The organism is Oscillibacter sp. UBA6647 (assembly GCA_002455655.1).
In the GTDB taxonomy this organism is placed as follows: Bacteria; Bacillota; Clostridia; order Oscillospirales; family Oscillospiraceae; genus Oscillibacter.
This window is the reverse complement of record DKLF01000044.1, coordinates 48,870-60,361: the sequence shown is the minus strand read 5'-3', so window position 1 is coordinate 60,361 and position 11,492 is coordinate 48,870. Positions and strand designations below refer to the sequence as shown.

Annotated in this window: 10 protein-coding genes; 3 read left to right on the top strand and 7 right to left on the bottom strand. The window is 53.3% G+C overall.

The window, feature by feature from the left end; all coding sequences use genetic code 11:
• Positions 1–339: 339 nt before the first annotated feature.
• From B2W96_RS03760 to B2W96_RS11815, 3 genes are all read left to right on the top strand, one after another.
• Positions 340–1,047, top strand: coding sequence for a LytR/AlgR family response regulator transcription factor (locus B2W96_RS03760; RefSeq protein ID WP_293008695.1), 708 nt, complete (start codon positions 340–342; stop codon positions 1,045–1,047).
• 5 nt (positions 1,048–1,052) lie between these two features.
• The gene (locus B2W96_RS03755; protein WP_293008693.1) at positions 1,053–2,369 is read left to right on the top strand and encodes a sensor histidine kinase; all 1,317 of its coding nucleotides are present in this window, start codon (positions 1,053–1,055) and stop codon (positions 2,367–2,369) included.
• Between the two features lie 381 nt (positions 2,370–2,750).
• Complete coding sequence (locus B2W96_RS11815; protein WP_397354674.1) at positions 2,751–2,948, top strand: helix-turn-helix domain-containing protein; 198 nt, start codon at positions 2,751–2,753, stop codon at positions 2,946–2,948.
• A 580-nt stretch (positions 2,949–3,528) separates the two neighbouring features.
• Here the strand turns inward: B2W96_RS11815 and megL are convergent.
• The 7 genes from megL to mtnK are packed head-to-tail and all read right to left on the bottom strand — an operon-like array spanning position 3,529 to position 11,423.
• Positions 3,529–4,728, bottom strand: a complete 1,200-nt coding sequence (gene megL / locus B2W96_RS03750) for a methionine gamma-lyase (RefSeq protein WP_293008691.1) — start codon at positions 4,726–4,728, stop codon at positions 3,529–3,531.
• Positions 4,729–4,772: 44 nt separating this feature from the next.
• Positions 4,773–5,954, bottom strand: coding sequence for an iron-containing alcohol dehydrogenase (locus B2W96_RS03745; RefSeq protein ID WP_293008689.1), 1,182 nt, complete (start codon positions 5,952–5,954; stop codon positions 4,773–4,775).
• Between the two features lie 12 nt (positions 5,955–5,966).
• Positions 5,967–6,632: an L-fuculose-phosphate aldolase gene (locus B2W96_RS03740; protein WP_293008687.1), complete on the bottom strand. Its 666-nt coding sequence runs from the start codon at positions 6,630–6,632 to the stop codon at positions 5,967–5,969.
• 40 nt (positions 6,633–6,672) lie between these two features.
• Entirely contained in the window at positions 6,673–8,106 is a 1,434-nt protein-coding gene (locus B2W96_RS03735; protein ID WP_293008685.1) for an FGGY-family carbohydrate kinase, read from the bottom strand.
• Positions 8,107–8,128: 22 nt separating this feature from the next.
• Positions 8,129–9,118, bottom strand: coding sequence for a 2-hydroxyacid dehydrogenase (locus B2W96_RS03730; protein WP_293008683.1), 990 nt, complete (start codon positions 9,116–9,118; stop codon positions 8,129–8,131).
• A 21-nt stretch (positions 9,119–9,139) separates the two neighbouring features.
• The gene (locus B2W96_RS03725; protein WP_293008681.1) at positions 9,140–10,192 is read right to left on the bottom strand and encodes an S-methyl-5-thioribose-1-phosphate isomerase; all 1,053 of its coding nucleotides are present in this window, start codon (positions 10,190–10,192) and stop codon (positions 9,140–9,142) included.
• A 13-nt stretch (positions 10,193–10,205) separates the two neighbouring features.
• The gene (gene mtnK, locus B2W96_RS03720; RefSeq protein ID WP_293008679.1) at positions 10,206–11,423 is read right to left on the bottom strand and encodes an S-methyl-5-thioribose kinase; all 1,218 of its coding nucleotides are present in this window, start codon (positions 11,421–11,423) and stop codon (positions 10,206–10,208) included.
• Between the last annotated feature and the right edge of the window lie 69 nt (positions 11,424–11,492).

Genomic DNA, 11,492 nt, shown 5'->3' with positions numbered 1-11,492 from the left:
TGTTAGCAGGACTCCTTTTAAGGACTTTACGGGCTGTGCAAGGATACAGAGCCTGCCTGCTCCCCCAGTCCTGCTGCTATAACACTAATGTAGCATCTCATTACTGTGAGATAAACCTCCACTTCTGTAAAAAGGCTACCAAATATGATGAACACTTCTATGAGACTTCTCCGTATATCGTATCCCTGCCTCTTGACTGCCAGATTATTATTATTCAATAAAATATAAAAAACCGCCTGTACGGGCGGTGAAGTCAATGCCTTGGTGTAGCAGTCGTTTTCAATTTAAAAGGCTTTCGGGCGAATTGCTCTGGCGGACTTCTTTCTGGGAGGGATATGGATGTTTCAAATTGCCGTGTGTGATGACGACGCTGCGGAATGCCGCCGCCTGTCCCGCTATGTCTCAGACTTTTTCAGTCTTCGGAATCTGCCGGCGGAGATTGACACCTTCCAAAGCGGAGCCCAGTTTTTAACTGCGGAAAAATGCTATGATCTGTATTTTTTTGATGTGATGATGCCGCAGATGTCCGGCTTTGAAACTGCCCGGACGCTCCGGAAACGGGAAGACGACCCGGTCATCATTTTCGTGACCTCCTCGCTGGAGTCGGCGGTGGAGGGATACAGTGTCCGTGCGGCGGGCTTTGTTCTCAAACCCATACAGCAGTCCGCCTTTGAAGAGACAATGAACCGGGTGCTGAAAGAGCACTTTGAGCGACGCACGGCCTCCATTCAGGTCATCCGCAATCGCGTTCCGCTGGAGCTTCGGCTGGAAAAGGTGGCTTATTTTGAAAGCCGCCTGCATCAGGTTTATGTCACACTGTGCAGTGGAGAACGATTTCCAATCACCCACAAGCTGGGAGATTTGGAGCGGTGTCTGGCGGGATATCCACAGTTTCTCCGGTGCCATCAGAGCTATCTTGTGAATTTGGACAGTGTGGAACAGATGGAGCCAAACGAGTTTCTCCTTCGCCAAAGCATGGTGGCGCCTATTTCCCGGAATTATTATCGGCAGAGCAAGGCGGCATTTTACCGCCACCGGCTCAGGTGAGCTCTATGAATGATGAAGCCTGCCGAATCTTTCTCAATCTGATTACGCTGTCAGTGCGGATGATGCCGGTGTTTGTGCGTCTGGAGCCGAAGGTCAAAAGCCGGGAGAATATTGCCAGTATCTCGGTTTATCTGTGGGTCATTATGACCTTTCTGCAAATCTTGTTTCACATTCCCGACAGTGTTTTTATGGTTTTTCAGGGGCTGTTCTCTTTTCTCTATTTCCTCATTCTTCTGCTGCTTTTTCAGGGCAGTTTATTGGAAAAAGCCTTCCTCTATCTGTCGGCCTGGCTGTTTGCGGTGCTCTCCGCCTCTTTAAATGAATTGATTGCATGGGCCTTGCTGGGCAGAACAGAGCTTACCTACTCTCAAATCTGTGTGATCGTCTCCGCTCTGTCGGCATTCGGATTTTATCTGGGGGTTCGCCTTTGGATGAAGGAGGCTGTAAGGCGATTGTTCACGGAACTATCTGTCCGAGCCTCCACACTTCTGCTTGCTTACCCCACGGTTTCCCTGCTTCTTCTGTTTGTGGGGACCAAAACCATTTTTTCAAGCTCCGCATTGGACGTGGGAGGGTTTGGCGCCGTCGCATTTTTCTTTGTTCTTTGCAGTATGATTGTCGGGCTGTATGTCCTGATTTTAAACAGCATTCTGGAGCTGATGGAGCGCAGGAAAATGACCGAGGAGCTGGAGGTTGCAAAACGGATTCTGTATCAGCAGCAGGAGCACTATCATCAGATACTGGATTATATTGAGCAGGTTCGGATTATTCGCCACGATTTTCGCCATCATATTCACGCTTTGCAGGGTATGGACCGAGATGCACAGTCCCGGTATCTTCACGACCTGCAAAAAGAGCTGGACAACACCGCTACGCAGACATTTTGCCAGAATCAGGCTGTGAATGGTCTTTTGCAGGAGTTTTCGGGCAGATGCCGGGAAAATCAGGTACCTCTGAAGACATATCTGGACCTGCCGGAAAGCATTTCTATTGACGATCTGACGCTGTGTATCGTGATCGGCAACCTTCTAGAAAACGCGCTGGATGCCTGCCGACGGTTTACCGGACCTCGCTTTATCCGCATCTGCTGTCGGTGGGATGGCAACGATCTGAAGCTGTTGGTGGAAAATTCTTTTGATGGGCAGGTCCGCAAATTCGGCGGGGAGCTTTTGTCCCGTAAACAGGAGGGAGGACTGGGCCTGCTCAGCATCCGAAGGACGCTTAGCTGCCCGGGTGACGAGTTCGAGGTGTCTTACACCGATTCCGTGTTTACCGCCATGGCCACCATTGCGGCCAGAAGCTTTTCAACGTTTTCTTTATAGTTTTGTCAGCGCTGCATTCCTTAGCTGCGCGAAAGCTATCGTCACCGGCACAACGCAACTCTGCCGATTGTCGTCCGCTGCTTTGAAGTTAGTTTTTCAATACCAGAGAAGAGGAAGTCTTTTGTCGTTGGGGAACGGCTTGTTCGACCAAAAGCTTTGCTGTATTGGCTTTTGAAATGATACCGAAGTGGGCAGAAGCGATTTTTCATTTTCCACAGGCCCCGCCTTAATCCAAGTCTGTTATATCGTTCAAAAACAATGGAAATGAACGGATAAAAGATTGTGAAATGCTTTTTCTGCAAAAAACGCACTGATAATTATAGTGCCGATAAGAAAATATGTGCCGCTTGTCGAGAGGTTTTGAAGGTGGACTTGGTCAATATGGTGTTAGACCTTGAGCCTGTTTACCTGTCAGAGAGTAACCGAAATAAAAACGGGCGAAAGCAGAAGCTGACAGCGACACAGAAAAATGATATATATCACGAATACAGGCAGGGGCACGTTTCAATGAATCAGCTTGCCAAGAAATATGGGGTATCCAAGACCACAATCTATAACGCGGTTCATAATAAAGCTTAAAATCAACCGGAATAATCAAAACTTTATTAAAAAGGGATTGAGGAGATATCCTCAATCCCTTCCCCTTCATGGAACGCTGTAAGGCCCGTGGTTTGGCAATCTCTGCGGGCGAGGCTTTTGGCTTTGGGGTATCTGAACCTTCTCCAACATTCTCTTTGGGTGTATTGCTGGCAATGGGGACTGTACACAAACTGCTCCGATAATTGTTAGCAGGGTCAACTTAAACATTATTGCGGAAGTATAATTGACTGAAAACACCAGTGAAATTGATTTGCTCAAAAATAACGGCTACTATTGGCGTAAAAACGCCATGGAGGTAGGCCGGATACTAAGGAGTGAAACAATTCTCATGATACAGGAGTACAGGGCTGGAAAAGCGTCTACGCCATCGGCAAGGAACTCGGAATATCCAAGAAAACCGCCCGCAAATGCATAGAGGGGAGGGAAAACTCGTCGCCGAAAACAGACTACTTTTTCAAGCTGGACACATAAAAAGAAAAGTCCAACTTCATTTTACAATCGACCGAAATTTTATATAATTTAAGTAGCCGCAAATCAGGTTGCGCGGTCTCCCTGCATTTTAGGAGACAAGGGTGTCAAGAACGCTCTTGAGATCGGCGATAATATCGTCAGGGTCTTCCAATCCGACGGAGATGCGGACCAAACCCTCGGAGATCCCGGCGGCCGCCAGTTCCTCCGGCGTATATGTTGAGTGGGTCATGGTTGCGGCATGTTCCACCAGCGTCTCGGCGTCGCCCAGAGATACCGCGATGCTGCACAGCCCCAAATTATTGAGGGCATTGGCAACCTCCTCACGGCTGGCCTTGAGTTCAATGGACAGCATGCCGCCAAAGTCCTTCATCTGCTTCTGGGCGACCTCGGAGCCTTTGAAATCGGGAAGGCCAGGATAGTAGACCTTGTCCACCGCGGGGTGACTGTGCAAAAACTCCGCCACCTTACGGGCGTTGGAGCAATGCCGCTCCATGCGGATATCCAGCGTCTTGAGGCCGCGGGCGATCAAAAACGCGTCAAAAGGACTCATCACCGCGCCGGTCATGTCTTTCAGGCCAAAGGTCCGACACTGACCGATAAACTCCGCCGTACCGACGATGAAGCCCGCGATCACGTCCCCGTGGCCGTTGATATATTTGGTGGCGCTGTGGACCACCACATCTGCGCCAAGCTCCAGCGGCCGCTGCAAATAGGGAGAGCAGAAGGTATTATCCACGATGACGCGGATGGAGGGGTTGTACTTATGGGCAGCCTCGGCAATGGCCTGAATGTCCAGAATCTTCAGAGTCGGGTTGCAGGGCGTCTCAAAATAGACGACCTTGGTTTTGGGCGTAAGATGCTCCTGGAAGTTCTCGAGGTTTACCATATCAATAAACTTCGTATCCACGCCGAATCTGGTCATTCCGTGGCAGAGCAGGGAAAACGTGCAGCCATACAGTGTGTCGCTGGCCAGAATCTCGTCACCCGCGACCACGCTCGTCCACAATGCCGCGGAGATAGCGCCCATGCCGGAGGCTGCGGCCAGCGCGGCCTCGCCGTTTTCCAAAGAGGCCAGCTTCTCCTCCGCCTGCGTCAAAGAGGGATTGGAAAGGCGGGAATAGATGTAGCCCGGCTCCTCGCCGGCAAAGCGGGCACCGCCCTGCTGGACGGTCTCAAATTCAAACGTGGACGTCTGATAAATCGGTGTGCACAGTGCGCCGGATGCGTCTTTGATTTTCCCAACATGAATCTGGCGGGTTGCAAACCCCAGCTTTTGTTTGTTTTCCATCATGCGCTTCCTTTCTCATATCCGCCACAGCGGGTTACTGTTCTTTAATTTTCCCGACCTGCCGCCAGCTCGTAGATATCGTAATGCGCCTGCTTGTCCAGCGCCACAAAGCCGCCGGTTTTCCCGTCGCCAATGTGATTCATCTCCACCAGCTCCGAAATACTCTCGGGGTCTGCGCCAATCTCGGCAAAGGAAAGCGGCATCCCGATTGATTTGAGAAAAATTTTGAATGCCTCGATACCCTCCAGTGCGGTATTTAACGGATTTTCATAATCCATCTGGCAGCCGAAGATGCGGGTTGCCATCTGCGCAAGGCGGGCTGGGTCATGATGATGGGCGCAGTAGGTCATCCAGGCAGGCATGACGACCGCAAGGCCCGCGCCGTGTGCGCAGTCGTATTTGGCGGAGAGCACATGCTCCAGATGGTGGCTGTTCCAGTCCTGCTGGCGGCCAACACCCATTATGTCATTGTGGCAGACCATGCCGGCCCACATGATGTTGGCCCGGGCCTCATAGTTGCTTGGGTCGGTCATTATGCGTCTGCCCTCGTGAAGCATGGTCAGCACCACGCCCTCCAGCAGTCGGTCGGTGATTTCCACATCTCTTGTATTCGTAAAATACCGCTCAAACGCGTGGGCGATAATGTCTGTCACGCCGCAGGCTGTCTGATAGGATGGCAGACTCTCCGTCAGGGCGGGATTCAACACGGAGAACTTCGGACGCAGGCAGTTTGCCTCCGCCGCGTTTTTCTCCAGCGTTTTTTCATTGGTGATAACAGAATCGGGAGAACCCTCGGAACCGGAGGCCGCAATCGTCAGCACGGTGCCGACAGGCAGTGCGTTTTCGGGGGCCCTTCCGGTAAAAAAATCCCAAAAGTCACCGTCGTAGACGGCGCCCATGGCAATGGCCTTCGCGGTATCAATGACGCTGCCGCCGCCAATCGCCAGCAGAAAATCGATTTTCTTTCTTCGGCACAGCTCGATTCCCTCATAGACAAGGCTGCCGCGGGGATTGGGACGTACCCCGCCCAGCTCCTCCGTGTGCACACCTGCATCTTCCAGCGATTCCTTCACCCGATCCAAAAGACCCGACCGCTTTGCGGACTGTCCGCCGTAAACCACCAGACAGCGGCTGCCGCCGAACTTTTTCACGTAGGTGCCTGTTTCCCGTTCCCGTTCCTTTCCGAAGATAAAGTAAGTAGGGCTGTAAAAATCAAATGAATCCATACAAAGCGCTCCTTAATAACCGGTTTTCTTTCCCGGCGTCTGGCCGTAGGTCTTGAATTTTTCAAGCACCTTGTCCATGTTCTCTTTGCTGAGGACATTCGGCGTGCCGATGCACATGGCACGATACTGCAGTTCGGCGATGTACTCCATGTTGCAGGCAAGAGAATAGGCGCTTTGGATATTGCCGCCGCAAACCACCAGACCGTGGTTGGCCAGCAAGACGGCGTTGCTGTTTCCGCAGACTTTAATAGCAGTCTCCGCCAGTTCCACAGTACCGAATGTCTGATACGGTGCGCAGGGCACGGTGTCCGTATTCGCGTCGCCGATTACATAGTGAACGGCGCGCACAGGCTGACCCAAAACGGCAAAGGTTGTGCAGTACATAGAATGCGTGTGGACCACGGAGCGTGCCTCCGGCTTGTTCTTGTAAAAAACAGTGTGCAGCGCCCATTCGCTGGAGGGCTTGCGCACGCCGTCCACCACATGCGCATCCAAATCCGTGATGACAACATCCTCGGGCTGCGTAGAGAAATAATCCATGCCCGACGGACTGATGGCCATGAGCCCTTTCTCAGCGTTATAGATACTGATATTTCCGCTGGTGCCGGTACTCAGGCGCGCCGCGCTCATCTTTTTTCCGTACTCGACGACCAGTTCTCTTTCTTCCTGCATTAACATGGGAGGTCCTCCTGATTTCTGTAAGTATTACGTATGATGCTTAGTTTGCCTTGTTTCGATTTTCAAGCCACTCCGGGTAATACTGATGGATCAACTGCCCTTCACGGGGACGATAGACGATTTTCGGCTGCTGTGTCAAAATATTCGCTTCTCCCAAGCATTCGTTGCAGACCTGCGTCAAGCCCTGAACAGTGGCCTGGTCGAAGCCGGCGCGAAGATGCAGCTTGCTGCCGGTCAAATCACTGAGCATCTGGCACAGCGTCCGGGACTGAAAGCCGCCGCCGCAGCCCAATACGCAGTCGGAGCGATTGCCTGTCAGCGCACGGAGATTGGTATACTGCTCATAGATGGAGCAGGCAATGTCGCCCAGTACCGACCAGAGAAAATCGGTCCGATCCACCGCGGAGTCCAGCGGGGAACGCATAAAAAACCCGCCGCGTCGCAAGCCTTTGCGCTCATAGAACAGCAACGAAGAGAAAGAAGCCGTGCACCGGAAGGCTGTCTTCTTGGAATAAGCCTCCTCCAGTGCTTCATACTCCAAGTCCCCTGCCAGCATGGAGCAGATACGCTGATAATTCAGCCCCGTAACGCCGGGGTTCATCTCGATCTGATAGGTCTGCCCGCCCAGATTGGCATCTGTCCAGACACGCTGAAGTGGGTCATAGAATTGTTCCTTCATCAGCGTGACCACCGGCGAGGTGGTGCCGGAGACGACGGCAATGTCGCCCACGCCGATGTCCGTCTGTCGAAGCGCGATCTGCGTGTCGGCGCCGCCAATCACAAAAACAGCGTCCTCCGTCATGCCCAGCAGCCTGCGGTATTTCGGGAGCACTGGGCCTGCTTTCATCCCGGCAGAGCATAGTTCCGGTAAAATCGCCATGTCGAAGCCGTAGCAGCCGCACACCTTTTCCGACCACTCGCGTGCTCCGATGTCATAGAGCTGCGTTTCACAGGCCTGAGACGGCTCGATCACAATGCGTCCCGTAAATATCTGCGCAATCCACTCGCTGAGGCTGGTGATTTTATCAATCCTGCGGTACTGCTCCGGATAGAGTTTTCGAAAGCCCAGCAGCTTTGCGGCGGCAAAGTCCTCGGTCACCCATTTGCCGGAAATGCGGTAAATTTCCTCCTGATCGGGCACCTCGCCCATATAGGCTCTGCCCCGGTTGTCGATGTTGGGCAGTCCGTAAAACGCCTTGCCAGACCGGTCCAGCAGAACAATGCTCTGCCTTGCCCCGGCTGCGGAAACTGCGCTGACGTGAATTTCAGGGTGCGCGCCGCACAGTTCCCGGCATCCGCGAAGAATGGTTTCCTCCCATTCCCCGGGCAGAAAATACTGCGCGTCCTCATACCGCTCGTCGCGATAGTAGGTATTGGTGAAAGAACGCATATCCATGATGGTTCCATCCGAGGAGGCGAGCGCCACGCGGGAATTTCCGGTTCCCAGATCCACCGCCAGATAATATCTGCTCATGATGTTCCTCCATATCCGGCGGTCATTGTTTCAGCACTTCCCGGTTATAAACGACCGTCTCCAACTGCTCTCCGGCCATCCACTTGCGGATTCCGTCCACCAGAATATCGGACTGATGATCCGTCACCTCGTAGGTAGCCCCGCAGGTGTGCGGCGTGAGCAGCACATTGGGCAGCTTCCCGATGGACGCATCCTCCGGCGTGGGCGGTTCGCTGTCCAGTACGTCCAAAATTGCGCCGCCAATTTTCTCTTCCTCCAAAACGCTGCGCAGCGCCTTGTAATCCACCAGCGCGGAGCGGGCCGCGTTGACGAATAGCGCGTCCTTTTTCATAGACCACAGCAGCGGTTCGGTGATCATGCCGCGGGTGGTGTCCAGCACCGGCAGATGCAGCGATACAATGTCGCTCTCGGAGAAAACCTCCTCAAGCGTGCGCTTGTGGTAATGCCCCTGATCGCCAGAGATAAACGGATCATAAAAGGAAATGTCGCAGTCAAAGCCGTCGAGAATTTTGGCAACGACCCGGCTGATGCGGCCAAAGCCCACAAGCCCCACTTTTTTTCGTTGCAGTTCATTGCCCATCCAGAGATAATAGGGCGTTGTACCCGCGACCCACTTGCCATCTTCCACCCATTGAACGGAGGGGAGGAGCTTGCGGTAAAATGCCAGAATCAGTCCCACCACCATCTCGGCGACCGCCTGCGTGTTGCGGCCCGGTGTGCACAGGATCGGCACACCGGCAGCAGTGCAGGCGTCCACTTGGATATTGGCGGGCGTTCCGCGGCAGTCCCCGATGAATTGTAGCCGGTCGTAGCCCTTGAGGACCTTTTCCGTCACGCGGTCCAGCTCCGTAATCAGCGCATCGGGCTGTTCTTTTAGAAGATGCTCCAGCATTTCGTCCTCATAGTAGCGCTCGCCGGTCACGGTCCACGGCTCGTAGATCACCGTGTCGAACATTCTGCGCAGCGCGTCCAAGCCCTCATCCGAAAACGGCGCTCTTACATACAGCTTCATGTTAAAACTTCCTTTGCCAGATTAATAAAACGCCTTGACCTGCCGGTCAAAGTAGTGGTTGAGCACATAGGGCGCGTAAACTCCCTGATCGGTGACGACGCCGGAAATGAGATGGGGAGGAACCACGTCGAAGGACGGGTAGACGGCCTTGACCTCCGGTACGGTATTGGGAATCCCGCGATAGCTCAAAACCTGAGCGGGGTCCCGCATCTCGATCACGATGTCCTGCTTGCTCATCTTGTCCCGATCGGGAATGCCTGTAACAAAGTAAGGAATCCCGAAATACTTGGCCAGAATGGCAATCTGAAACGTGCCGATCTTGTTGGCGATATGCCCGTCCCGGGCAATGGTGTCCGCCGCAGAGGTGAAGAGGTCGATGCCCTCATGCTGCATGGCGTAGGCCACCATATTGTCGGTGATGACGGTGGTATCAAATCCCATCTGGGCAAAGCAGCCGGAGGTCAGCCGCGCGCCCTGCAAATATGGCCGGGTCTCCGCGCAGAAAACGCGGAAGGTTTTATTTTGCTTTCTGGCGGCCCGGATTACCGTTCCGATGATGGTTTCGCCGAAGCACTGGGTTAGGATGGTTCCGCCGGACGGAATCAAATCCGCCAGATGGTCGCCCACAATCTGCATAGTGGAGTAGCGGCGGTTCAGAGATTCCACAGTGGCTTCCACGATTTTTTCAATGGGGTCTTCCCCATTTTCCAACGCCTGCGCTGCAACGTCTGCGCAGTGGTTCGTAATGATGCCGTAGCGGTTGGCGGTCGTGGGACGGGCGTGGGCCAGATCATAGGCCGCCTGCTTCATAAAGGCCGCCTGCTCCGCCTTGCCCTTGTCCCGACACTCATAGGCCGCCAGAGCCATGCCCATGCCCACCGCAGTATAAGGCCCGGCGCTCTGAGTTACCATGTCCGCAATGGCCTGTACCACCTCGTGGTAGGTAACGCACTCCACAAAGCGGACTTCGGTGGGATAAATGCGCCGATCCAAAATCCTCACCCTGCCGTTTTCATACCATGCCACATGTTCGTATTGCAGCAAAAACGGCATGTTGTCATCACAGCGATGCATGATAAGTGCCTCCTTATGCCAAAATCAGGCGGAATTGCTCGGTCAGCTCCGCGCCGGTGTGAAAAATTGCCCGCTTTTTAATCAGGGCCACGCCCTGCTTGATGAGAGCCCGTTCCATGGGAATCCGAACAGCAGGATCGGTGACGCTTGTTACCTCCATCACCTTGGAATCCCCCACAACCCGGCGGACGATCTCCGTTCCGGCATAGCCGACGGCATCCGCCATGACACTGTCCAGATACTGCTTTTTAAAACCCGTGGTGCGGTAGAACGGAAAGCTCACCAGCTCGTCGTACTTAGTCTCCAGCTTTTCGCGGGTCTTGTCATACAACTCGGCAATGGTGGTTTCCAGCGCTGCCAGCACCTCCTTTTCCACAGGCATGGTAAACGCCTTATTCGCCCACGAGAAAAAGAGATTTCCAATAATATTCCCGATATCATAGCCCATCGGGCCGTAAAACGCAAACTCCGGATCAATGACTTTCACGCCCTGCGCGTTTGCAAAAATGGAGCCGGTGTGCAGATCGCCGTGGATCAAAGCCTGCGCATTGTTCATGAAATTGTTGCGGAGTAGGGCAACCTCAGTCTTCAAGGCCTCATCCTCTGCGAGAAACTCATGGACAAACGCCTCGTTGCCGGGAGTGATGATGTTTTTGTTGTGGGGATTGTAATAGGGCTCGTAGTAGGGTTCCGTCAAAACCAAATCCTCTGTGATGTCGCACAGCTCCGGATTGATAAAGAACTTGACCTGCTTTTTCTTCTCTTGCGGGTCCATAACAAGATCGGTGGTGGGCAGCAGCACATCGGCTAAAAAGGTGGAGAGATTTTCGCCCAGATGCGAATAGACGTGATTTGCCATCAGCTCCTTGCGGAGATTGCCATAGGCGGAGATATCCTCCATAGACAGTGCCGCCATGGTTTCGTCATAGCGAAGGACCTTCGGAATGTAATCAGGCGCCAGCTCACTCTCCAGCATCAAAATCTGAGCCTCGATCTTGCTGCGGTAGATGTCCAGCGGACGTCCCGAAGATCGAAGCAGCTTGTCCGCCTGCTTGACGATGATTGATCTTCCGTCCTTTTCCGTCCAGGCCCGAAACACATAGTTGATATTTCCATCACCGATCTCAACACACTGGATGTCGTCGCCCGGTTGAAAATAATGCAGAACGTCAACGGTATAGCGCCTGATATCATTGACCTTCATTAAGAAAAACTGACCAAACTCAGACATTGGATACATCCTTCCTCTTCTGTTGAGGCGGAAAGGATAGGGGGCGATTCGATCCCCCCTATCCTCTCC

What these genes read in the sequence shown, in the direction of transcription:
- B2W96_RS03760 (WP_293008695.1), top strand. Translation starts at nt 340, where the DNA reads ATGTTTCAAATTGCCGTGTGTGATGACGACGCTGCGGAATGCCGCCGC.
- B2W96_RS03755 (WP_293008693.1), top strand. Translation starts at nt 1,053, where the DNA reads ATGAATGATGAAGCCTGCCGAATCTTTCTCAATCTGATTACGCTGTCA.
- B2W96_RS11815 (WP_397354674.1), top strand. Translation starts at nt 2,751, where the DNA reads ATGGTGTTAGACCTTGAGCCTGTTTACCTGTCAGAGAGTAACCGAAAT.
- megL (WP_293008691.1), bottom strand. Translation starts at nt 4,728, where the DNA reads ATGGAAAACAAACAAAAGCTGGGGTTTGCAACCCGCCAGATTCATGTT.
- B2W96_RS03745 (WP_293008689.1), bottom strand. Translation starts at nt 5,954, where the DNA reads ATGGATTCATTTGATTTTTACAGCCCTACTTACTTTATCTTCGGAAAG.
- B2W96_RS03740 (WP_293008687.1), bottom strand. Translation starts at nt 6,632, where the DNA reads ATGTTAATGCAGGAAGAAAGAGAACTGGTCGTCGAGTACGGAAAAAAG.
- B2W96_RS03735 (WP_293008685.1), bottom strand. Translation starts at nt 8,106, where the DNA reads ATGAGCAGATATTATCTGGCGGTGGATCTGGGAACCGGAAATTCCCGC.
- B2W96_RS03730 (WP_293008683.1), bottom strand. Translation starts at nt 9,118, where the DNA reads ATGAAGCTGTATGTAAGAGCGCCGTTTTCGGATGAGGGCTTGGACGCG.
- B2W96_RS03725 (WP_293008681.1), bottom strand. Translation starts at nt 10,192, where the DNA reads ATGCATCGCTGTGATGACAACATGCCGTTTTTGCTGCAATACGAACAT.
- mtnK (WP_293008679.1), bottom strand. Translation starts at nt 11,423, where the DNA reads ATGTCTGAGTTTGGTCAGTTTTTCTTAATGAAGGTCAATGATATCAGG.